The organism is Clostridium guangxiense, from assembly GCF_021043395.1.
Lineage (GTDB): Bacteria > Bacillota > Clostridia > Clostridiales > Clostridiaceae > Clostridium_S > Clostridium_S guangxiense.
Genome location: NZ_JAJNKE010000002.1, coordinates 101,970 through 125,043 on the forward strand (window position 1 = coordinate 101,970; position 23,074 = coordinate 125,043).

The 23,074-nt window shown below is 30.7% G+C and carries 21 protein-coding genes; 18 read left to right on the top strand and 3 right to left on the bottom strand.

Features of this window, described 5'->3' with window-relative positions:
• Nucleotides 1-1,266, bottom strand: coding sequence for a response regulator transcription factor (locus LQK79_RS02360; RefSeq protein ID WP_231015376.1), 1,266 nt, complete (start codon nt 1,264-1,266; stop codon nt 1-3).
• A 312-nt stretch (nt 1,267-1,578) separates the two neighbouring features.
• Between LQK79_RS02360 and LQK79_RS02365 the strand changes: the two genes are divergently transcribed.
• The 12 genes from LQK79_RS02365 to LQK79_RS02420 all read left to right on the top strand — a co-directional run bounded on the left by LQK79_RS02365 (nt 1,579) and on the right by LQK79_RS02420 (nt 16,750).
• On the top strand, nt 1,579-4,854 hold the full coding sequence (locus tag LQK79_RS02365) for a CARDB domain-containing protein (RefSeq protein ID WP_053241160.1): 3,276 nt from the start codon (nt 1,579-1,581) through the stop codon (nt 4,852-4,854).
• A 222-nt stretch (nt 4,855-5,076) separates the two neighbouring features.
• Entirely contained in the window at nt 5,077-7,005 is a 1,929-nt protein-coding gene (locus tag LQK79_RS02370; RefSeq protein WP_231015377.1) for an elongation factor G, read from the top strand.
• Between the two features lie 106 nt (nt 7,006-7,111).
• On the top strand, nt 7,112-7,267 hold the full coding sequence (locus LQK79_RS02375) for a hypothetical protein (protein WP_231015378.1): 156 nt from the start codon (nt 7,112-7,114) through the stop codon (nt 7,265-7,267).
• A gap of 49 nt (nt 7,268-7,316) precedes the next feature.
• Nucleotides 7,317-8,327, top strand: coding sequence for an ABC transporter substrate-binding protein (locus tag LQK79_RS02380; protein ID WP_053241161.1), 1,011 nt, complete (start codon nt 7,317-7,319; stop codon nt 8,325-8,327).
• Complete coding sequence (locus tag LQK79_RS02385; RefSeq protein WP_053241162.1) at nt 8,302-9,060, top strand: ABC transporter permease; 759 nt, start codon at nt 8,302-8,304, stop codon at nt 9,058-9,060. The genes LQK79_RS02380 and LQK79_RS02385 overlap by 26 nt, the downstream gene beginning before the upstream one ends.
• A gap of 45 nt (nt 9,061-9,105) precedes the next feature.
• Nucleotides 9,106-9,828 carry an ABC transporter ATP-binding protein gene (locus LQK79_RS02390; protein WP_231015380.1) on the top strand — a complete coding sequence of 241 codons (723 nt, stop codon included), beginning with the start codon at nt 9,106-9,108 and terminating at the stop codon, nt 9,826-9,828.
• 79 nt (nt 9,829-9,907) lie between these two features.
• Nucleotides 9,908-10,864, top strand: a complete 957-nt coding sequence (locus LQK79_RS02395; protein ID WP_053241163.1) for a 2-hydroxyacid dehydrogenase — start codon at nt 9,908-9,910, stop codon at nt 10,862-10,864.
• Nucleotides 10,865-11,212: 348 nt separating this feature from the next.
• Nucleotides 11,213-12,568, top strand: a complete 1,356-nt coding sequence (locus LQK79_RS02400; protein ID WP_053241164.1) for an MATE family efflux transporter — start codon at nt 11,213-11,215, stop codon at nt 12,566-12,568.
• A 232-nt stretch (nt 12,569-12,800) separates the two neighbouring features.
• Complete coding sequence (locus LQK79_RS02405; protein ID WP_157055655.1) at nt 12,801-12,938, top strand: hypothetical protein; 138 nt, start codon at nt 12,801-12,803, stop codon at nt 12,936-12,938.
• A gap of 491 nt (nt 12,939-13,429) precedes the next feature.
• Complete coding sequence (locus tag LQK79_RS02410; protein WP_231015381.1) at nt 13,430-14,926, top strand: hypothetical protein; 1,497 nt, start codon at nt 13,430-13,432, stop codon at nt 14,924-14,926.
• A gap of 260 nt (nt 14,927-15,186) precedes the next feature.
• Nucleotides 15,187-15,867 (top strand): DUF5680 domain-containing protein, encoded by a 681-nt coding sequence (locus tag LQK79_RS02415; RefSeq protein WP_053241165.1) that lies wholly within the window; start codon nt 15,187-15,189, stop codon nt 15,865-15,867.
• A gap of 13 nt (nt 15,868-15,880) precedes the next feature.
• Complete coding sequence (locus LQK79_RS02420) at nt 15,881-16,750, top strand: methionyl aminopeptidase (protein WP_053243269.1); 870 nt, start codon at nt 15,881-15,883, stop codon at nt 16,748-16,750.
• 130 nt (nt 16,751-16,880) lie between these two features.
• Here LQK79_RS02420 and LQK79_RS02425 read toward each other — a convergent pair whose 3' ends face one another.
• Nucleotides 16,881-17,228, bottom strand: coding sequence for a DUF4363 family protein (locus tag LQK79_RS02425; RefSeq protein WP_231015383.1), 348 nt, complete (start codon nt 17,226-17,228; stop codon nt 16,881-16,883).
• Between the two features lie 92 nt (nt 17,229-17,320).
• Nucleotides 17,321-18,040, bottom strand: coding sequence for a DUF421 domain-containing protein (locus tag LQK79_RS02430; RefSeq protein WP_053241167.1), 720 nt, complete (start codon nt 18,038-18,040; stop codon nt 17,321-17,323).
• 370 nt (nt 18,041-18,410) lie between these two features.
• Between LQK79_RS02430 and LQK79_RS02435 the strand changes: the two genes are divergently transcribed.
• The 6 genes from LQK79_RS02435 (at nt 18,411) to LQK79_RS02460 (ending at nt 23,072) form a co-directional block, all read left to right on the top strand.
• The gene (locus LQK79_RS02435; protein WP_053243270.1) at nt 18,411-18,977 is read left to right on the top strand and encodes a MarR family winged helix-turn-helix transcriptional regulator; all 567 of its coding nucleotides are present in this window, start codon (nt 18,411-18,413) and stop codon (nt 18,975-18,977) included.
• Nucleotides 18,970-19,908: an ABC transporter ATP-binding protein gene (locus LQK79_RS02440; RefSeq protein ID WP_231015384.1), complete on the top strand. Its 939-nt coding sequence runs from the start codon at nt 18,970-18,972 to the stop codon at nt 19,906-19,908. Before LQK79_RS02435 ends, LQK79_RS02440 begins: the two co-directional genes overlap by 8 nt.
• A 10-nt stretch (nt 19,909-19,918) precedes the next feature.
• Nucleotides 19,919-20,662, top strand: a complete 744-nt coding sequence (locus LQK79_RS02445) for an ABC transporter permease (protein ID WP_053241168.1) — start codon at nt 19,919-19,921, stop codon at nt 20,660-20,662.
• Entirely contained in the window at nt 20,662-21,384 is a 723-nt protein-coding gene (locus LQK79_RS02450; RefSeq protein WP_231015386.1) for an ABC transporter permease, read from the top strand. Before LQK79_RS02445 ends, LQK79_RS02450 begins: the two co-directional genes overlap by 1 nt.
• Nucleotides 21,385-21,645 carry a hypothetical protein gene (locus LQK79_RS02455; protein ID WP_231015389.1) on the top strand — a complete coding sequence of 87 codons (261 nt, stop codon included), beginning with the start codon at nt 21,385-21,387 and terminating at the stop codon, nt 21,643-21,645.
• Between the two features lie 68 nt (nt 21,646-21,713).
• Nucleotides 21,714-23,072 carry an MATE family efflux transporter gene (locus tag LQK79_RS02460; RefSeq protein ID WP_053241169.1) on the top strand — a complete coding sequence of 453 codons (1,359 nt, stop codon included), beginning with the start codon at nt 21,714-21,716 and terminating at the stop codon, nt 23,070-23,072.
• The last annotated feature ends 2 nt before the right edge of the window (nt 23,073-23,074 follow it).

Sequence of the window (23,074 nt, forward strand, 5' to 3'; positions counted from 1 at the left end):
TTAAAATTGAGCTTTAATATATTCACTTGGCGTCATTCCAGTAGTTTTTTTAAATATTTGACTAAAATATTTTACATCCCTATAACCTATTCTTGTGCTCACCTCATAAATTTTATATTTTCTATTTAAAAGCAACTTTTTTGCCATTGTGATTCTGTAATCTGTTAAACATTCATTAAAGGTTTTTCCTAAATCTTTTTTTAATATATGCATAAGATATGATGGACTAATATAAAGTTCTTTTGCTGCATGTTCAACAGTTATATTATTATTATAATTATCTTGTATATATTTAATAGTTTCTTTGATTTCACGCCTATATCCATTAAAAGAGATATCATTTATGTGTATTATGGTACTGGTTTCTTCTGAAAGTTTATTTTGACAAGCAGTTAAAGCATCTTTGTATGTTTTATTAATTTCAAGGACGCTAGTACATAAATTACTTATTCCAATGGAAATAGTTTCTTTAAAGTGTAATTTTAAATTTTCAACTATTTTAGTACAGCAAACCTTAATTAGCTGAAGTTCATTGCTATTATGAAGTTTAAAATCTATAATAATTAGAAATTCTTCTTCAGTTCTATTTATAAAAATTGAATTAAAAGCACTATTCCCTATAAAAATGGTTGAGATAAGTTTATTTATATAATATTTAAACTTATTGAGTTCTTCAATGGAAAGCTTATGCATTATATTCTGATATTTATTTATTTTTAAAACTACAATATAGCAATTATTAAAATCAACTGAAATATTTAAGAAACATATTTTTTCATTAATTTTTCCAATGTCAGTAATATCACCAGATACCAAGTCTGATAAAAATTGTTTTGTTATTGCGGGAATTTCATCTTTTAAGGTATCAATATATTTTTTTGTGTTTTTTTCATTTGTGATTTTATTTATAACATCTTTAATAATGTTAGTTAACTGATTATTATCAATTGGCTTCAATAGATAGGCAACAGCTCCATTATGCATGGCCGTCCTAACATAATTAAAGTCTTCATAACCACTCAAAATTATTATTTTTGGATTTAAATCTTTTTCTTTAAGTTTTTGCATAAATTCAAGACCGTTCATTATTGGCATTTTAACATCGGTTAAAATAATATCAGGTTTTAGTTCTTCTGCTAAAGTTAATCCTTTAGTTCCATTGGAAGCTTCTCCAACTATTTGAATTCCAAATCCTTGCCAATCAATTGTTTGGCGTAAACCTTTTCTTACTAAAAATTCATCATCTACAATTAGTAAATTTAACATAGTATATACCCCCCTTAAAATATTTTACTATAAAATATCTAATTAGAGAAATGCATATGATTTGAAGTAATTAAGCTTATTTTAGTGATGCAAATTTTTATTAACATTTTTTAAACATAGCTTAATTTTAATATTATCATGTTAAGTTTGAAAACTATAATTTCAAACTTAAGTTATATTTCAAACCATTTAGCAGTATTACGCACTTTTAATAAAAAGTAAAGTAAAGTAAAATATAACTAATTAGACAGTATATTACTACTTGTTTGCCATAAATGTCTAAGTACTATACCTTAAATTGGAGGGTGTTTTATGAAGAAAAAATTACAAAAAATTAGCTGCTGGATTGTGTCATGCATCATGATTTTTACGCAAGCTGTGGTATTATCAAACAAGGTATATGCCGATTCAACTAATTTAGCTTTAGGTAAACCTATAACTGCAAATTGTAATACGCAAACTTATGTAGCTACAAATGCTAACGATGGAAACGTTAACACTTACTGGGAGGGAGCTTCTAATTCATATCCAAATACTCTTACTGTAGATTTACAAGGTACGGATACTATTAATAAGATTGTTTTAAAATTAAATCCTAATAGTATTTGGACAGAAAGAACTCAAGCACTTTCAGTACTTACTAGTACAGATGATGTTACCTATAATACAATAGTATCAGCTAGTAATTACACATTTGACCCTTCATCAGGTAATACTGTTACAATATCGTTTGAAGATACTAAGGCTCGGTATGTTAGATTGAATTTTACAGCAAATTCTGGCGCTACTGGAGGACAAGTTGGAGAGTTTGAGGTATATGGAACGGCAGATAATTCTGGTACACAATCTGGAAACAAATATGAAGGCGAAGCAGCTGTTCTCTCAGGAGGTGCAAAGGTAAATGTAGACCATACTGGATATTCTGGTACAGGGTTTGTTGATGGAATTCAAACAGTAGGTGCAGATGTAGATTTCAATGTAAATGTACAAACAGCTGGTTATTATGACGTAGATTTAAGATATGGAAATTCAATGGGAAGTACTATGACTGAAAGTATATATGTTAATAATACTAAGATAAGACAAGCAGCCCTTCCTAATCTATCTAGTTGGAATACTTGGGGAGATAAAGTGGATACATTGTATCTTAACGCAGGAAATAATAGTATAGCATATAAATATGATAGTACAGATACTGGCAATATAAATATAGACTATATTACTATTAATCCAACACAAGTATCTTCCCCAGATTTAATAGTAACTGATGTAAACTGGTCTCCAGCAAGCCCTAATGAAGAGGATGATGTCACATTTAGTGCAATAGTTAAAAACATAGGAACGGCAGCAACAATGGATGGAACGATTAATTCTGTTGAATTTGATGTTGATGGAACAATTGTAGATACATCAAGCTATTATAAATCTTCAATTCCAGTAGGAGGTACAGCTACTATTACAGCAAGTTCAAAATGGAGTGCAACTCAGGGAAATCATACTGTAAAGGCTGTGGTAGATAGTAAAAATAATATAGCAGAAATTGATGAAAACAATAACTCTTTGAGTAAAAATATTACTGTTAGTCCATTGCCTGGGTGTGATCTTGTAGTGACGGATATATCTTGGAGTCCTGAAAATCCGACTGCTGGGGACAAGGTAACATTAAGTGCTACAATAAAGAATATAGGAACAATTGCAACACCTTCAGTAAAACATGAGGTGGAATTTTCAATAGATGGAGCACCAGCATCATTTTATTCAGATAGCTATAGTTCATCTTTGGCTCCAGGAGCTTCCGTTACTTTAACTGCTGGTTCAGGAAATTGGACAGCAGTGGATGGAAGTCATAGTATAACTGCCTATGTTGACTATGATAATTTTATAAATGAATCAAGAGAAAATAATAATGCACTTACTAAAAATGTTTTTGTAGGCAGAGGAGCTGAGATTCCATGGATTGAATATGAAGCAGAAAAAGGCACTACAAATGGAACAGTACTGCTGCCAAATAGAAATGTAGGAGATCTTGCAGGTGAGGCTTCTGGGCGTCAAGCAGTAAAACTTACTGAAAAAGGACAATACGTTGAATGGACTAGTCTGAAAGAGGCAAATTCAATAGTTGTTAGAAATTGTATACCAGATGCACAGAATGGAGGTGGAACAACTGCAACTATAAGTCTTTATGTAAATGGAGAATTTAGGCAAAGGTTAACACTATCTTCAAAAAACAGCTGGTTATATGGATCAGAAAGCCAACCTACAAATAACCCTAGTGATGGTTCGCCAAGACGTATATACGATGAAGCACAAGCACTCACAGGAGATATACCAGAAGGATCAAAGGTAAGACTTCAGGTGGATTCAAGCGATACAGCTGCATATTATGGAATAGATTTTATAGACTTAGAAGAAGTCGCTCCAGCAAAGACTATGCCAAATGGATATCTCTCTATTACTGATTTTGGTGCAGTACCAGGAAGTACACAAGATTGTTCGAATGCAATTACTCAGTGCATGAATGCTGTGGCACAGGGAAAAGGTAAAGGGGTATGGATACCAGTAGGTACTTTCTATCAAACAAATAAAATAATAGCTCAAAGCAATGTTACTATTCAAGGAGCAGGAATGTGGTATTCAAAGCTTTATTGTCCAGATACAAATCAAAGTGATTGGGGTAATATAGGATTTAATTTAAATGGTGCCAATAATTTTAAGGTTTATGATCTAGCATTATTTGGAGAGGGTGCTATTCGTGATACAGGTGGAAAGGCATTTTGTAATACGCCAGGAACTGGAGCAGAGTTTGGGGATATATGGATAGAACATACAAACTGTGGATTCTGGTGTGGTTCTCCAAGCACAGCATCAGGTATTAATATATATGGATGGAGAATAAGAGATACTTTTGCTGATGGTATCAATTTATGTAATAGCACAAATAATACTACCATTCAAAATTGTACGGCAAGAACAACTGGTGATGATTCTTTTGCAATTTGGTCAGCTACGGATATGAGCAGTGCGCCATGTCAGAATAATGTAATAAGGAATTGTTCGGCTCAACTTACTTGGAGAGCTAATGGATTTGCAATTTATGGTGGAGCAAATAATACAATAGAAAATTGTACAGCAGCAGATACATTGACATATGCAGGTGTAAATATTAGTTCTTGTTTCAAACCAGTACCTTTTAGTGGAACTACTACTGTTGAAAATGTTACGCTTACTAGATGTGGAGGAGCATTTTGGAATGGTATACAATTTGGTGCTTTATGGATATATGCAGTTGATTCTCCACTGAATGGAATTAAAATAAATAATATAGATATTAATGATTCCACTTATGCAGGACTGGTATTCCAAAGTGAAACTTACAATTATCCTAATCCAGCACCAATTAATAATGTATCTTTAAGTAATATAAATATTAATAACAGCGGTACAGATGGAATTTGGGTTAAACCAGGAACGATAGGTTCAGCTACTCTTTCCGATGTACATGTAACTAACTCAACAGGATTACCATTAAGGAATGATGCAAACTCAACTTTTACAATAAATAAAAGTACAGGGAATAGTGGCTGGTAAATGATTAAGTTTATTTATTGATGATAATTGTTTAAAAGAGTATTATAAATTTAGCTAAATAATATTTAGGGCACATCGAAGCTAATGAAGATTGGTTTTCGCAGTGCCCATATTTTTTCATAAATTGTTTTTTGAAAATATTAATAAATTAACTCTTTAAAATCACACATTTTAATGTATACTAAAATTACAGAAACTACTCTGTCTTTAAGGGGGTACAGCATGAATAAAGTAATTGGAATATTAGCACATGTAGACGCTGGAAAAACTACATTTTCTGAGCAAGTTTTATATCACACTAAAAGTATAAGAAGTAGAGGAAGAGTTGATCATAAAGATTCATTCTTAGATAATAACAGTATAGAAAAAGAAAGAGGTATAACAGTGTTTTCTGAACAAGCTGTTTTTAATTATAAAGATTCTACATATTATTTAGTAGATACCCCAGGGCATAATGATTTTTCAGCTGAAATGGAAAGATCAATAAAAATTATGGATTATGCAATTGTAATAATAAGCGCAGTTGAAGGGATTCAAGGACAGACACAGGTAATATGGGAACTTTTGCGAAAGCACAATATTCCAACGTTCTTTTTTATTAATAAAATAGATAGGATTGGTGCAGATGTTAAAAGGGTAATTAAAGATATACAGGAGAATTTAACTAAGGATGTCTTTTTTATTAATGATGTTAATCTTAGTAATGAAGTTATGGAATTTGTTGCTGAAAGGGACGAAAGGCTTCTAGAAATATATTTGGAAGATGGATATGAAAAAGATTTATGGATTTCTTCTATGAGAAGATTAATAAGAGAAAATAAAATATTTCCATGTATGAGTGGGACAGCGCTTGAAGATAAGGGAATTGAAGAATTTTTAGAAACTTTTGATTTATTGACTTTTACTGAATATGACAGCAAGGATGCTTTTAAAGGTAGTGTTTACAAGATAAGGCATGATAATATTGGAAATAAAATTACATATATAAAGGCTCTTTCGGGAAGTTTAAAGATTAAAGAAGAATTAGAAATTGAAGATAAGTTTGAGAAGATAAATGAAATAAGAATTTATAATGGAGATAAATTTAAAAGCATTAGTGAAGCATTTGCAGGGGAAATATTTGGTGTTACAGGACTTATGAGTTCAAAGGTTGGACTTGGAGTAGGAAAATTTCATGAAAAAATCAATTATGATTTAGTACCAACCTTAAAATCAAAAGTTTTGTTTTATGAAAAAATAAATGCAAAAGATGTGCTTAATTATTTTAAGATTTTAGAAGAAGAGGATCCAGCACTTAATGTAATATGGCATGAAAAGTTGAAAGAAATAGAAATTCACATTATGGGTAAGATTCAGCTTGAGGTTTTAAAAGAAATAGTTAAGGATAGATTTAATTTAAAAGTCGAGTTTGGACCATGTGAAATATTATACAAAGAAACAATAGCAAAGGAGACAATTGGATGCGGACATTTTGAACCATTAAGACATTATGCTGAAGTTCATTTAAAATTAGAACCTAGTGAAAGAAATAGTGGAATTGTGTTTTCAAGCGAATGCAGCTTAGAAAATCTCGAAATTAACTATCAAAGGCTAATAAGAACACATATTTTTGAAAGAGAGCATAGAGGAATACTTACAGGTTCTAGCGTCACAGATCTTAAAATTACGCTTATAAATGGACGATCTCATATTAAGCATACAAGCGGGGGAGACTTTAGGGAAGCTACATATAGAGCTTTGAGGCAGGGACTTGAGAATACGGAGAACATATTGCTTGAACCATATTATAAATTTAAAATAGATGTAGATGTAGACCATATGGGAAGGATTTTGTCAGATATACAAAAGTTAAATGGAAGTTTTAATCCTCCAGAAATTTCTCAAAATAAGGTCACTATAGTAGGAAGAGGACCTGTAGCTACATTTATGAATTATGCAATGGAAATCACAGAAATAACAAGTGGAAATGGACATATAAGCTTTAATTTTGACGGTTATGATGTTTGTCATAATGCGGAAGATGTAATAAATAAAATTGGTTATAATAAAAATAGTGATATGGAATATACATCAACTTCAGTTTTTTGTTCAAAGGGCCAATCATATTTAGTTAGCGGAAAAGAAGCAAAAGAATATATGCATTGCAAATAAAGTGCAAAATGAGAGAATTTATTTAAATCAAAGGCAAAGAAAAAAGGAGTGAGTACTTTTAGTGAGTTTGTATGCTTTAAACAAGCTCGCTCACTAAAGATAAATTATGAAAGAAAAGGATATTGAATTTATGAAAAAATTAATTGAGGAAAAAAAGAACAAGGGATTGAAAAAAGGATTAAGGGAAAAAGCACATAAGAGCATTGGAGGCAAACAAAAAGGTTTTAACAATAAAAAATCAGGTGGCTTATTTGATAAATAGTTAACAAAGTTATACTATATAATTATATAGACGTATTTGGAGGGATTTCATGAAAAAAATTATCAAAAAATCAATTGTAATATTTACCACTTTAGTATTCATACTTGCTTTAACAGCATGTGGAGAAAATAAACAAAATAGTACAACTAAAGATATAACTAAAAAAACTGTTATGAACATTGCTGCTCTAAAAGGTCCAACTGGAATGGGAATGGTGCAGTTGATGGAGAATCAAGATGAAAAAAAATCTGCGTTAGATTATAAGTTTACACTTTCTGATAGTCCAGATGAATTGGTGGGTAAAATAGTTAATGGTGAAATAGATGTTGCAGCAGTACCAACTAATTTGGCTCTTTCGCTATATAATAAGACAAAAGGTAAGGTTCAATTTGCGGCCGTAAATACTTTAGGTATTCTTTATGTGCTTGAAAATGGTAGTAGTATAAAAAGTGTTTCAGATCTTAAAGGAAAAACTATTGGTGCAAGTGGTAAAGGAACTACAGCAGATTATGTATTGCAGAACATATTAAAGAAGAATAACTTAACCATTGGAAAAGACATAAACGTAGAGTACAAAACTCAGCATGCGGATTTAGCTACAGCACTTGCAGCTGGAAATACAAACGTAGCTGTATTGCCGCAGCCTTTTGTAACTACAGCTATGATGAAAAATAAAAATTTGAGGATTGCACTTGATTTGACTAAGGAATGGAACAAATCAATGGGCAGTGATAGTAAACTTGCTATGGGCTGCATAATAGTTCAGAAAAAATATATAGAAAAAAATAAGAAGGATTTCAACAAGTTCCTTGATGAATATAAAAAATCTGTGGATTTTGTAAATAACAATGTGGATAAAGCTTCAACTTTGATAGAAAAATATAAGATTGTTCCAAAAGCACAAGTTGCCAAAAAAGCAATACCATATTCTAATATAGTATATATAGATAGTAAAGAGGCAAAAACATTTATGAATCAATTTTATAAGGTTTTATTTGCTTTTAATCCTAAGTCTGTAGGGGGAAAATTACCAGATGAAGGGTTCTATTACGAGAGATAATAAAAAAATACTAAATAAATTTGTAGTTTTATTATTCTGGATTGGTGTATGGCAGGTCATTTATCTATTAATTAATAATGAGCTATATGTTCCTGCACCAATCAGCGTTCTTAAAGCTTTAAAAGTATTTGTTTTTAAGTTAGAATTTTGGAAGTCTGTTGAAGCTTCAATGCTTAGAACTCTAGCAGGAATTGTGATATCTATTGTACTTGGCATTATCTTTGGTATTATATGCAGTGTAAATAAGTTTATTTATGAATTAATGAATCCAATGGTAATTGCTATAAAAACCACGCCAATAATGTCTTTTATAATAATAGCTTTAGTGTGGTTTTCTTCTAATAATGTGAATGTATTTATATGTTTTTTAATGTGTTTTCCACTCATTTGGACTAATATCATTGAAGGAATAAGAAATGTTGATGAGAATATTTTAGAGATGGCCAAGTTATACAAAGTAAAAAAAGTAATGATTTTTAATAAAATTTATGTGCCTTGTGTCATACCTTATTTTTCAGCAGCTTGCATTAGCAGTATAGGTTTGGGATGGAAAGCAAGTATTGCAGCAGAAGTTTTAAGCAATCCTAAATATAGCATAGGTGGGCAGCTGTACAATGCAAAATTATATATGGATTCAGATGAACTTTTTGCGTGGACCTTTGTTGTTATAGTTATTAGTATCGCACTTGAAAGTTTATTTAAATTAACGCTCAAGGATAAGTTTAAATATTAACGTGCGAAGTATATATATTATGTTAAAAGGGGTGATGAGTAAGTATTGGAGATAAAACTTGAAGACATTAAAAAAAAATATAACAATTTAAAAGTAATTGAAAATTTTAATATGAGCTTTTCATCGGATAAAGTTCATTGCATTTTTGGACCTTCAGGCTGTGGAAAATCAACTTTATTAAACATAATTACAGGAATTATAACTTCATATTCTGGCAAAATAGAAGGAATGGAAGATAAAAGCTTTTCATATGTTTTTCAGGAAAATAGGCTACTTCCTTGGCTAAGTGTTGAAGGAAATATTATGTTTGTTCTTGAAAGTAATTATAGTAAAAGAGAAGCTGAAAAAATTTCTGAAAAATATATAGATTTGGTTAAACTATCTAAGTTTAAAAATAATTTTCCAAGGGAACTCAGCGGTGGTATGAAACAAAGAGTGTCAATAGCAAGGGCACTTGCCTATAATGGAGATATTATAGTTATGGATGAGCCTTTTAAGGGGTTAGATATGGAACTTAAAACAAGCTTAATGAATTTTATAGTTAACCATTGTAAATATAATAACAAGCTTTTTATATATACAACTCATGATACTTTTGAAGCTGCATACATGGCTGACAATATATATGTTTTTGAAGGACCACCTTTAAAAATCAAGAAATATATGACCATTGATATTCCATTTGAAGAAAGATGTACAAGAATAAGCGAAGTGAAAAATTATGAAGAAATTTTGAAAAATAGGGACGAAAGTAAGGAGCACAGTTAAGATTAATTTTTAATTGACAAAATACATAACTAAGTTTATTGTAAAATTATTCAGAGCAAATAATGGAGGGATACATAGTATGAAGATTTCGGTTATTGAACCACTTGGACTTTCTGAAAAAGAACTCAGGGATATTGCAAAACCTATTACTGATAGGGGAAATGAGCTTGTAATTTACAATAATAAAGTTACAGATGCCAAAACCTTAAAGGAAAGAGTTAATGATGCGGAGGTTATTGTTTTAGCTAATATGCCTCTTAAAGCAGAAGTAATAAATACAGATGCTAAACTTAAAATGATGTCAATAGCCTTTACAGGAGTAGATCATGTTGAACTTGCAGCATTAAAAGGCAAAGAAGTAACAGTTTCTAATGCTGCAGGTTATAGTACTAGTTCTGTTGCTGAACTTACTTTTGGACTAACCCTATCTGTACTTAGAAATATAGTTCCACTTGATAAACTTACAAGGGAAGGGAAAACTAAAGATGGATATTCTCAAAGTGATTTAAGTGGAAAAACTTTTGGTGTTGTTGGCACAGGGGCCATAGGTGCACAGGTATGTAAAATTGCAAAAGTTTTTGGATGTAATGTTATTGCATATAATAGAAGTCAAAAAGAAGAACTTAAAAAAATAGGTGTAAAATACGTAGGCTTAGACGAGCTTCTTTCACAAAGTGATGTTGTATCAATCCATCTTCCACAAACCAATGATACAAAAGGCTTAATAAGCAAAGAAAAAATTGCTATTATGAAGAAGAGTGCTGTATTAATAAATGTAGCAAGAGGACCAATTGTAGATAATAATGCTTTAGCAGAAGCTTTAAGTAAGGGGGAAATTGCAGGAGCTGGAATTGATGTATTTGATGTAGAACCACCTCTTGATAAGGAATATACTATTCTTAAAGAAAACAACGCAGTTCTCACTCCTCATATTGGTTTTGCGACAAAAGAAGCCATGATAAGAAGGGCACATATTACGTTTGATAATATAATTAAATGGATGGACGGAGAGCCTCAAAATATAGTGGAATATTAAAAAATTTTATTTATAAAAAATTAATATGTGGCTGTCACACTGGATATAAAAAATTACGAACTAATTAAAGTGAAGAGGGGGGTAACTTCACTATTATGATTGTTTTGCAATTTTTTAGTGGGACAGCCACATTTTGTCTTAAGCTGCTTTCAAAAAATATATAATGAAATAAAATTATGGCAAATTGCACTATAGATTACGTAGAATTTTGTGTATTTTACACATTATAATAAATAATTAAAAATTGTTAGATATATACTGGCAGTATATATTATAATTGAACGTGGCAGGTTAATATATAGCAAAAATAAGATTAAGAGATAAATTAGAAAGTATGGGGTAAGGGATATGTCAACAAAATATGTACATGATATGACACAAGGAAATGAAATTTCACTTTTGATAAGGTTTTCTCTGCCGATGCTTATCGGCAATATTTTTCAACAGTTTTATAATATAATTGATTCTATTGTTGTAGGAAAATATGTTGGCGCTAATGCTTTGGCAGCAGTTGGTGCTACTGGTTCCTTAAACTTTTTGTTTTTTTCTGTGTGTTTAGGGTTATCGGTTGGAATAGGAATCATTATTTCACAGTACTTTGGTGCTAAACAAGAAGAACATGTTAAAAGAGCCATTACCAATGCAATTTATGTTATTGGAACAGCAGGAATAGTTATGAGTATATTAGCTGTTATTTTTGCACGTTTAGTTTTACAAATCATGCAGACACCACCTGAAATTTTAGATGATGCTACTAGATTTTTAAGAATTGTATCTGGCGGTATGATAGCAGTGGCAGCATATAATGCTATAGCTGCGATACTTAGAGCTTTAGGGGATTCAAAAACACCTCTAATTTTTTTAGTTGCGTCTTGCGCAATCAATGTTGTTTTAGATTTGATTTTTGTTCTTAAATTTGGATTCGGTGTAGTTGGGACAGCTTATGCTACTGTAATTTCTCAAGGAACTGCGGCTTTTGGCTGTGCTGCCTTTGCAGTATTAAAAAATCCGTATTTCAAATTGAAAAGAAAACATTGGGAGGTAAGCTGGCCAATTATTAATAAATGTATAAAGATTGGTATTCCTGTAGCAGTACAAAATTCTATGATTGCTTTGTCTTTAGTGGCATTGCAAGGAGTTGTAAATCACTTTGGAGAGATAGCTGTTGCTGCCTATACCGCAACAAGTAGAGTAGAGCAGCTTATACAGCAGCCTTTTAATTCCTTAGGTGCAGCAATGTCTACTTTTGCAGGACAGAATATGGGAGCTAATAAACTAGAGCGAGTTAAAAAAGGATATCATAAAAGCATTTTAATAGTGATTGTGTTTAGCATCGTGGCACTTATTGCAGCTCAACTTGGTGGACATGCTATTATGCAAGTATTTGTTAATGATAAAGCTGTAATAGCGCTTGGAGCTAAGGCAATTAAGATTACTAGTTGCATGTATTTTCCACTTGGAATGATTTATATTACAAGGGGATTATTAAATGGTACAGGAGATGCATTTTATGCTATGATTAATGGTTTTGTAGAGGTTATTGGAAGAGTTGGGTTTTCAAGTGCTTTGGCTATGGTTCCTGCTTTTGGAGTTTGGAGTGTATGGCTCACTACAGGGCTTACATGGCTTATTACAGGTACTGCGAGTGTAGTACGTTATAAACAAGGTAAGTGGAGAGAAAAATCAATAGTTGTACATAAGTAAAAATAATATAATTATTTAGTTATGTTTTAAAAGAATACTAATAAAAATTTATGAAATTATGTATTACAAAATTTACTTAACATGAAATTTGCTATTTTTATTAGTTATATCCTATATAATACAAATTTATTTAAGTTATACAGGATATATTTGACATTTTTGATTTTAGTGATAATATGGAATTCATATGAATTAATGTACATAATTTACAAAAACGATATGGGGATTTTTTATGAAAAAATTTTTGATTTCATCGATTTTATGTGCTTCGCTAATTACAACTTTGGGAATGACTATTTTTGCAGCAAGTATTTTTTCATCTAATTCACATACTGGTCACTTACCAGGATCAGACAACTGGAATAGATGAATAAATTTCAACTTATATGGGGCAAAAAAATAGATAAGACAAAAATGGATACTCACTAGTTTTTATCCACTGAAAATATTTGAAAAATATAAATTTAATCAACATTAAAATGAACGCTGAAAAGCATGACTTTGACGAAATTTATATAAGGTCAGATATTAATGATACACTTAGTTGATGCATTAAAAGGTCTTTAGGTATATATAAAAATATCTAGAGACTTTTTTATTTGACACTACATAAAAAATTAGGCATAATAAAAAAATTTATATATATTAAAAAATTGCATATGAATGAAACCTTTTGAGAGTAATTCAAGAAAAATATAAACTTCAATAGGCGTGATTTTTGTTATTTTTTTAGGAAAATGATGAAATAAAAAGTATTTAAAACTTTTATAAAACAACTAACAAATAAATATCAATATTTGGAAATTTGTTGTATACTTTAATTGTTATATATAATAAAAATGAGATGGAGTAAAAGAAAAAATGAAAAGGTACAAGCAAGTTACAAAAAGAGATTTGGTTTTATCAATGGCGGCCGACTTATTATTTATATTAGTATATTGGATTTCATTTTATGAACTATACACTTTATGTAGATTTGGAAGAATCAATAATAATATAAGTATATTGTTTGGGTGCATGGTATTCTTTTTGGCTTGGTTTATAATTCTAATAATTAGAACTGTGAAAAAGCCAGAAGCTGCACTAGAGCAAAGTTTAGATAGAAGTGAGTTCTATTCGAAGTGTAAGACTAAGTGGATTTGTGTAGTTATAATAGGAATAGTTCTCATAACATGTTTTTATGGAGTAAAAATATATCATAGTGGAACAAAATACAATGGAAAACTAGCATGGGTTTTAGAAGATTTAAAGAATAAAAGAACTGTAAAACTTGAGCATGATAATATATATAAAGATGGCATAGACGGGATTTTTACAGATATCAACTCTAAAGTAAATATGCCTAAGAAGCTGTATATTTCAAATAATTTTAGTCTTAAATTTGATTCTAACGGAAAAATTATATCTTTTGATACATATCTTTATGGAAAAAATGATAAAGGTAAGCTCCAGAGTTATTTAATTAGTTATGATAGCATTAAGTCAGGAAATGTAACTGTACTTTTAAATGGTTATGTAAATGCGAATTATAGCAAGGATAAACTTTTAGCACCATTAATTGAGACAATGAAGGTAATTCCACTTAAGAAGACAGTTAGCAGATGGAATGAAAAACAATATGGCATTCTTTATTATGGCAAGCGAAGCTTTGGATATAACACAAATGGCATTGTTTATATTGATTCAAAGAGAAATATGAATTCAAATGTTAATGCCTACTCAGAAATAATAGGATATATTGTTTCTGTATTTGTGCCAGGGAAAGAGAGTATAGATACTCCTGTAAGATATAATTTAGTAGATAATATATATAATACTAAAACATCACAATCTTCAAAGGGAAAAGATGATATTGCTGATGAGTCTTATAATGCTACAAATCAATTTTATTTATCCAAAAAGGTTGGATATCGTTTAAAAGTAACAGCAGTAGCATTAGGAAATAGAGCTTATTCACTAAACAAAACTACTGATGGGGGAGTCACATGGAAAACTATAAATGAGGATCCATTTTCAGGAGTTATAGGTTCGGCAGCTGGAATAACTTTCTTGAATGATAAACTTGGATTTTTATGCTTATCCTATAATGGTGGAGGTAATGGACAATTATATCGTACAGAAGATGGAGGGATATCTTACAAAAAGATTGATTTTCCAGAGGTAAAAGTATCGTTAAATAATGGTCAAACTTATAATCCTTTTGATTTACCTGGAATGCCTTATAAGAAAGATGGAAGTCTTAATGTTTTAGTGGGACAAGGATCCGATGGAGATTATAATGCAGGATGCAAGGCCTTGTATCAATCAAAAGATGATGGAATAACATGGCGCTATGTAAAAGAAGTTCCTAAAGCTTAATATCTAAAATTATAAAATATTAAATATATTTTTTATATGAAAAATGGAGATAAAGGCAAAGAAACTTAGAAATATATAAGCTGTATAAAAATGGAATAAAGATTACAGAGTTTTTAAATGAATATAGCCTTTCAGAAGACAGCATAAGGAAAATTGTGTTAGACTAAGTGATATGCAACTGCTAGTTGTCAGAGTTGTTATGTTAAATTGGTAGAAATATGCTGATAGTAATAGTATACTGATTTTAGAGGTGAAGAAAAATGAGTTTTCAGAAACAGCTGCAAGCACTCAGAAAATCAAGGGGATTATCGCAGGAAAAGCTAGCTGAAGTTTTAGGGGTATCCAGGCAGGCAGTTGCAAAGTGGGAAGCTTCTCAGTCATATCCTGATATTGCTAGATTAATTGCATTAAGTGAGTTCTTTAATGTAAGTATTGATGAACTAGTGAATGATTATGAGGAAAATTGTCGTTTAAATATAGAAGAGAACAAAGTTAGTTTTACTGATGAAAAGGTAATAGATTTTTTAATAAGGGCTAAAAAATCAACGTATGCAGGAAAAGGCGATGAAACTAAACCTTCAAGGCCTAATTCCCATGACCTTGAGTATATAGAAGACGATTTGAAATATATTGATACATATTTAGGTGGAGAACAATTTTCAGGAGAAGAAGCTTTGTGGAAAAATAATGTTCCTTTTTGGGCCATGAATTATACAGGAAGAGTTTTAAGTGAAGAATTTTCTGGAAATTTTTTAAAGGAAGTATTGAGATTAGTAACTAAAGCTAATCCTTATCGCGGACCAATTATATATCAAAGAGGGCAGTATAAATATCACTGTATTATTAACGGAGATTTTAAATGGTTTCAAGGATATGAGGAAATTTACTATAATAATAGTAAGACCTATGAATGTTTTTTTCATGGTGGAAAAATTGAATAATGGAGATAATATTATGAAATTAAGTAGAAATGATTTATGTTGGTGCAGAAGTGGATTAAAGTATAAGAATTGTCACTTTGAATTTGATAAGAAGTTAAAAAATTTAAAGAGACAAGGAGTCATAATACCAACGAGAAAAATGATAAAAAATAAAGAACAAGTTGAGGGAATAAGAAAAAGTGCAATAATTAATAATGGTCTTTTAGATTTAATTAGCGAGAATATTAAAGAGGGAATGACAACAGAAGAGATAGACAAATTAGCATATGAATACACAGTAGATAATGGAGGAATCCCAGCAACTCTTAATTATGAAGGATATCCTAAAAGCATTTGCACATCTATAAATAATGTAGTATGTCATGGAATACCAAATAAAGATGTGGTGCTTAAAAGTGGAGACATAGTAAATGTAGATGCGACAACTATACTAAATGGATACTATTCAGATGCATCAAGAATGTTTATGATTGGTGAGGTAAGTAAGGAAGCTAAAAAACTAGTTGAAGTAACTAAAGAGTGTTTAGAAAAAGGACTTAAAGCAGTTAAGCCTTGGGGATTTTTAGGAGATATAGGGGCTGTAATTCAGGAGTATGCAGAAAGTGAAGGTTGCTCAGTAGTTAGAGAATTTGGCGGTCATGGAGTTGGAATAGATATTCATGAAGATCCTTATGTTTGTCATGTAGGAAAAAAGGGAACTGGAATGGTTTTGGCACCTGGAATGGTGTTTACAATTGAACCAATGATAAATGCTGGAGGACGTGAAATAGTTATAGATGAAAGCGATGGATGGACTGTTCTAACAGCTGATGGCTCGCTTTCAGCACAGTGGGAAAATACTGTTCTTGTAACTGAAAATGGCATAGAGATAATTGCAAAGTAACAATTTAAAAAACTCTAATAAATCTTGGTGAAAAAATCACAAAATACTTACATGTTTCAATTTGCATTTTTTCACTTTAGATTTATAGAATTTTTTTAATACAACGAAGCATTGTTAATTCGCAATTATTTTATTTACCTAGATCATTCCAATGTTCTTTTGCCGAACTTAATTCAATTAATGCTGAGGATTTATCTTTAGCAGCAATAGAGGCTTTAAGACGGGCAATATTTAAAGAAATATTATTTATTTCAGTTCTTTCAGTGCTGAATTGAATTCTCTTAATAACAATTTCCCAAGCAGAATCTAATTTTTTTGTGTTTTGTTCTGCTAGTTTCCAATTCTCTGATAATACTGCTTTTGTGGTTATATCAATATTTTTTATGACATCGTCGTAGCTTCCTCTAGGTTTCTTAAGAAATGGACCACTAAGCATGATTAGTATAAAAAAGATTAAGATTAAAATAGGAATTAACATAGCAAATAATTTTTTCATTATTGCACCTTCTTTTATAAGAATACATCAATTTTCAAGTTTGAAATAAGGCGAAGTTCAGTTAGAGTATAATTTTAATATGGACCTTTAAAGTCATGATTTTTTTGTATTTTATCTTTAAATTTATCTATGTATAGAGAATCTGAGGCTTCATAAGTAGCTAAAAAAACATCAGAAGGGTCATTTACGCCTTGTTTCTTTAGTTCTGACTTAAGCCATTGGCGATTGCGATTAATTTGTTTTAAATTTAAATCTACAACAACGCCATCATAAATTAAATCTATACCTATTCCAATTTTAGTTGATGGGATATTCATATCGTTTGCAGTTGCAGGCTGTAATCCAGGTTTTTTTAAAACAGAAAGCTCACCGTTTGCTTCTAATATTGCAAAATGAACTTCGCTTATGTCAAATATATTCTTGCATCTTAATTGCTGCTGTAGATTTGCAGCAGTGTATCTTAACTTTTGCATATTTTTTTCTAATATTTTACCATTCATTATTATTATAACTGGTTCTCCTTCTATATATCTTGCTGCAGTTCTTGATTTTGTTGTGAGAAAATCAATAGCTAATCCAGCAGCTACCCAAGTAAAAAGTCCGACCCAATGAGGCCAAGCCATGCTTGATAAATCAGTTGTCATGCTGCCTGCTATAGATCCAATGGTAATTCCTAATATGTAATCAAATGAGGTAAGTTGGGATATTTGTTTCTTGCCCAGAAGTTCAGTAAATATCAATAATGATAAAAAAGCCATAATTGCTCTTACAAATACTACAAGCCCTTCGTTCAATGATATCACTCCATATTTAAGTTTTACTATATTATAGTAGGATAACACAAAATTGTCATGATTATTCACGTAAAATTATTATTAGTTTACATAAAAAGAAAAAGACAATATACTGACTTTATTTTTGCGCAGATTTATAATAAAAGTAAATACATTGTCTATATAAAAAGTCAAATTTATTGCTTTGGCTAGAACTATATGCACAAACTTTATTTTTGAGACGTAAAAAATAGCCTGTATATTAGTGAATGAAGAAAAACAATAAAAATATTTGACAGTATATTGACTTTTATTAATTAAGATGATACTATTAATTTAGACAGTAAGCTTACTATTTTATAGGAGGATTTTTATGAGTAAATTTGAAGAGATGGATAATTACAGAGAAATATTTTTAATACAGCAAATTTATACAACAATATTTTCTCTTACAAATAAGATGCAGGTGCATGAAGCTAAATATTTTGATAAATTGTCTTCTAGGCAACTCATGGCAATAATGGCAATTTACCATTTACCAGAAGGGAAAGCAACACTAAATAATATTGCTAAAAAGCTTGGGACTACTAAACAAAGTGTAAAGCAAATTATAACAATATTAGAGAATAAGGGTTATGTTATTACGATGCCTAGTGAAAGTGATAAACGGGCGGTTAATGTGAGTGTTACAGAGGCAGGACGTGAGGCAACTATAGAAAGCGGAAAAAAATCTACATACTTTTTTGCAGAACTTTCAAAGTCTCTTACAAGAGAGGAAATGGAAATATTGTGGATGCTTTTAAAGAAGATGTACCGATTTGATGGTGAAGAAATGGACGGTTTTGAAGAAAATGCAAATGCAAATATAGGAATTGAAGAGAAGAAACTAGAAAAGGAAAATGAAAAGTTATTAAAAGAGTTCGGAAGAATAAGAAATGGAGGAAATAAAAATGAATAATACGCTTACAGTTAAGAATTTAGAAAAAATTTATGATGGCAAGAAAGGTGTTAAAGGAATAAGTTTTCAGGTGAAGGAAGGTGAAATACTTGGTCTGCTTGGGCCAAATGGAGCAGGAAAAAGTACAACTATTAATATTTTAGCTACAATACTAAAAGCGGACAGCGGAGAGGTAAATATACTTGGAAAGGACTTTAGAAGGGATGCAAAGACTATAAAATATGGAATTGGAATAGTTCCGCAGGATTTAGCTATTTACGAGGAAATTTCCGCTGAAGCAAATGTGCGATTCTTTGCAAGCTTATATAAATTAAAGGGTAAACAGCTTGAAGATAATGTAAAAGAAGCACTTGAATTAGTAGCACTTTATGACAGGAAAGATGACAAGCCAAAGACTTTTTCAGGAGGAATGAAGAGAAGACTTAACATAGCTTGTGCTATTGCGCATAAACCAAAGCTTATTATTATGGATGAGCCAACAGTAGGCATTGATCCTCAATCGAGAAATCATATATTAGAATCTATTAAAAGGCTTAGGAAAAATGGAGCAACTATAATTTATTCTACACACTACATGGAAGAGGTAGAAGCAATTTCAGATAGAATTATAATTATGAATGAAGGGAAAATTATTGCAGAAGGTACCAAAGAGGAACTTAAAAAAGAAGTTGATGATCAGATAACCTATTCTATTAAGGTCAGCGATGTAAGTAAGTTAAAAGATGATGAATTTGATAAAATAGAAGGTGTATTAAAAACAAAAATATCAGAAAATTCAGTAAAAATAACTGCAAAAAAATCTAAAAATAGCTTTAATAAAATAATATCAGAAATAACTAAAACAGATTGCACCATTGAAGGTATGACAAGTACAGAAGCCTCTTTAGAAACTGTATTTCTAGAACTAACAGGAAAAAAATTAAGAGATTAGGGGTGGAAACATGAATTTTATAAATATAGTTAAATTTGATATTAAGAATACTCTCAGAAATCCAATGCTATTAATTATAAATACTTTACTTCCTATAATATTGCTTGGAACTATAGGTTTTATTGCAAAGGAAGGTTATGGTTCGGAAAATGTAACTTCTTATGACTATTATGGAATTACACTTATGATTTTTATGGGTATGATGCTTTCTATGACGGCAACAAATGTATTTATGGAAGAAACCGTGAGAAAGGGAAATACAAGAATTGTATATGCACCTGTTTCTAAAACAGAAATATATTTATCTAAAATTATAGTTAGTTATATTGTTGGTGCAGTTTGTTATAGTCTTATAATGCTTGGTGAACAATATCTTTTTCACATCAATTTTGGAGGAAAAAATATTTTATATATTTTACTGTTAATAAATGCACTAGGATTTTTTGGCAGCTGCTTAGGTGTACTATTTTGCTGCATTTTTAAAAGTGAACAAGGAGCAAATGGAGTAATGCAAATTCCTATTTTAATATTTGTATTTTTGGGCGGTGTATTTTTTCCTATAGCAAGCCTAGGGAAAACCGTAGAGGCATTATCTAATATATCACCTCTAAGATGGATTACGCAGTGTGCTTTTCAAGTAATTTATGATAATAACTTTAGCATATATTTGCCAACCATAGTTATAACATTGCTTGCAGCAATAATCTGCATTATTCTATGTCAAATTATTTTTAAACCGGAGGAATATGTATAATGAATTTAATTAATTTATTAAAGAATAATTTTAGAAGAATCATGGCACAGAAGGCTGTTATTATAGTAGCAATTATAGTTGTACCAATTATGATCGGGCTTGGAGTGCTATTTTCGGCAAAAGCACAGCCTAAAGCTCAAATTGCATTAATAACTAGCAGCAGCAAAGCTTTTCCTAAAAATGATAAGGTTCAAATTGATGTGATGACTAAAAAACCAGCAAAATCTAAATTGCTTCTTGGTGAGTATGCGGCTATTGTAGAGGAAAAAAGCGATGAAAGCTATAAAATAACTACCTTAAAAAATAAAGAAGATAAGAAAAAAATAGAACAATTTTTAAAAACAGATAAAATTACAGAAACTGAAAAAGATAGAGAAAATCAAAGAGGAATTGGAACTAACATATTAGGCTTTGTTACAATGATTATTTTAATGCAGGGAGTAGCTTTGACTTTACTTTTCTCAGAAGACAAGCTTTTAAATACCTTTAGAAGAATTTTAACGGGTCCAGTAAGTGAAAGACAATATATTTTAGCACAAGGAATATTTACATTTGTATGTTTATATGTTCCAAGCTATATTGCAATTGTAATAACAAAGGTATGTTTTGGAGTAACGATGGGCTTTGATCTTCCAATGCTTGCTGTATTAATTGCAATTTTAAGTTTACTTTCTACATCTCTTGCCTTATTTTTTACAGCAGCTATTGAAAGAGAAACCTAAATGGCAGCGACTGGTATTTACACGATAACATCAATACTTGCAGGCTGCTTTATTTCCTTCACTGGAAGCAATAAAATTCTAGATACCATATGCAATGTAATACCTCAAAAAGCATACATGACTATGAGCCAAGGAATAGAAAATGGAAGCAGCATTTTTAAGTTTAAGGGTGAACTTATATATTTATTCGTTTGGATTGTAGCTCTTTGGTTTATAGGAAGTTTTATTACTAATAAAAAAGTGAAAAAAGGTGTTTATTAAAGGAATTAGTTAAAAAATATGTTACAATAATGTAGTAAATACTAAAGTGAAAATGGAGAATTATTATAATGACAAAAGATATGACAATTGGAAAACCAACAAAGCTAATACTTCAATTTTCTGCACCAATGCTAATAGGTAACATATTTCAGCAATTTTATAGTATGGTAGATAGTATTGTAGTAGGAAAGGGAATAGGCGTTAATGCTCTTGCAGCTGTTGGTTCTACGGGATCTATTAATTTTATGATTATTGGATTTATAATTGGACTTGCAAATGGTTTTGGCATATTGGTATCTCAAAGATTTGGAGCGGGTGATGAAGCTGGAGTAAGGAAAACAGTTGCAATGTCTGTATATTTATCGCTTTTTATTGCTATTATTGTAACTATTTTAAGCTTGTTAACCTCAATGCCACTTCTTAAATTACTAAATACGCCATCAGATATAATAAAGGATGCTAATCTTTACATAAGTATTATTTATGCAGGCATCATAGCAACTATATTTTACAACTTGCTTTCTTCAATCTTAAGGGCGTTTGGAGATAGCAAAACACCTTTTTATGTAATGATTATTTCATCCCTAGTTAATATAGTGTTAAATATTATGTGCGTTATGGGATTCAAATTGGGTGTTGCAGGATCGGCTATTTCAACTGATATTGCACAGGTTTTATCATGTATTCTTTGTTATAGAGTGGTTCGTAAACATGAAATGCTTAAAATTGCAAAGAAGGATTGGAAGCTTAATCTTAAGGTGTGCAAGAAGTTATTTATTTTAGGGATTCCAGCTGCAATTCAAAATTCTGTTACTGCGGTTGGAGGCATGATTTTACAAACAATTGTAAATGGTTATGGTTCAGTATATGTTGCAGGATACACTGCTGCTATGAAAATTGCGGCGTTGGCAGAACAACCCGGGGTTACCTTTGGCTTTGCCATGTCCACTTTTACAGGACAAAACTTAGGAGCTAAAAAGTACGATAGAATTCGTATAGGAATTATAGATTGTATTAAAGTATCTACGACAGTAAATATTTTTATTAGTTTGTTTTTATTTTTCTTTAGACATCAAATTGTCTCATTATTTGTAGCATCAAATCAAATAGGAGTATTTAAGGTATCTGGACAATTTTTAGTTGTTATGTCCTTGCTTATATGGGATTTAGGTTTGTTATTCATATATCGTTCTGCACTACAAGGAATGGGGAATACCATGATTCCTATGATATCAGGTGTGCTTGAATTAGTTATAAGATTATCTGTAGCTATTATTTTACCAAGGTACTTAGGTTTTTTAGGAGTTTGTATTGCAGAAGTATCTGCTTGGGCAGGAGCGGAGTTATTACTCATGATTGCTTATTATGTAGCATATCATAAATTGAATGTTAAAAGTATTACAGCTAGTGAACAAAGTTGTATTTAAGA

Coding starts and splice junctions, on each gene's coding strand:
- LQK79_RS02420 (WP_053243269.1), top strand. CDS start 15,881: ATGAAATTAAGTAGAAATGATTTATGTTGGTGCAGAAGTGGATTAAAG.
- LQK79_RS02445 (WP_053241168.1), top strand. CDS start 19,919: ATGAATTTTATAAATATAGTTAAATTTGATATTAAGAATACTCTCAGA.
- LQK79_RS02435 (WP_053243270.1), top strand. CDS start 18,411: ATGGATAATTACAGAGAAATATTTTTAATACAGCAAATTTATACAACA.
- LQK79_RS02395 (WP_053241163.1), top strand. CDS start 9,908: ATGAAGATTTCGGTTATTGAACCACTTGGACTTTCTGAAAAAGAACTC.
- LQK79_RS02410 (WP_231015381.1), top strand. CDS start 13,430: ATGAAAAGGTACAAGCAAGTTACAAAAAGAGATTTGGTTTTATCAATG.
- LQK79_RS02370 (WP_231015377.1), top strand. CDS start 5,077: ATGAATAAAGTAATTGGAATATTAGCACATGTAGACGCTGGAAAAACT.
- LQK79_RS02375 (WP_231015378.1), top strand. CDS start 7,112: ATGAAAGAAAAGGATATTGAATTTATGAAAAAATTAATTGAGGAAAAA.
- LQK79_RS02365 (WP_053241160.1), top strand. CDS start 1,579: ATGAAGAAAAAATTACAAAAAATTAGCTGCTGGATTGTGTCATGCATC.
- LQK79_RS02385 (WP_053241162.1), top strand. CDS start 8,302: ATGAAGGGTTCTATTACGAGAGATAATAAAAAAATACTAAATAAATTT.
- LQK79_RS02455 (WP_231015389.1), top strand. CDS start 21,385: ATGGCAGCGACTGGTATTTACACGATAACATCAATACTTGCAGGCTGC.
- LQK79_RS02360 (WP_231015376.1), bottom strand. CDS start 1,266: ATGTTAAATTTACTAATTGTAGATGATGAATTTTTAGTAAGAAAAGGT.
- LQK79_RS02460 (WP_053241169.1), top strand. CDS start 21,714: ATGACAAAAGATATGACAATTGGAAAACCAACAAAGCTAATACTTCAA.
- LQK79_RS02450 (WP_231015386.1), top strand. CDS start 20,662: ATGAATTTAATTAATTTATTAAAGAATAATTTTAGAAGAATCATGGCA.
- LQK79_RS02405 (WP_157055655.1), top strand. CDS start 12,801: ATGAAAAAATTTTTGATTTCATCGATTTTATGTGCTTCGCTAATTACA.
- LQK79_RS02440 (WP_231015384.1), top strand. CDS start 18,970: ATGAATAATACGCTTACAGTTAAGAATTTAGAAAAAATTTATGATGGC.
- LQK79_RS02425 (WP_231015383.1), bottom strand. CDS start 17,228: ATGTTAATTCCTATTTTAATCTTAATCTTTTTTATACTAATCATGCTT.
- LQK79_RS02415 (WP_053241165.1), top strand. CDS start 15,187: ATGAGTTTTCAGAAACAGCTGCAAGCACTCAGAAAATCAAGGGGATTA.
- LQK79_RS02380 (WP_053241161.1), top strand. CDS start 7,317: ATGAAAAAAATTATCAAAAAATCAATTGTAATATTTACCACTTTAGTA.
- LQK79_RS02400 (WP_053241164.1), top strand. CDS start 11,213: ATGTCAACAAAATATGTACATGATATGACACAAGGAAATGAAATTTCA.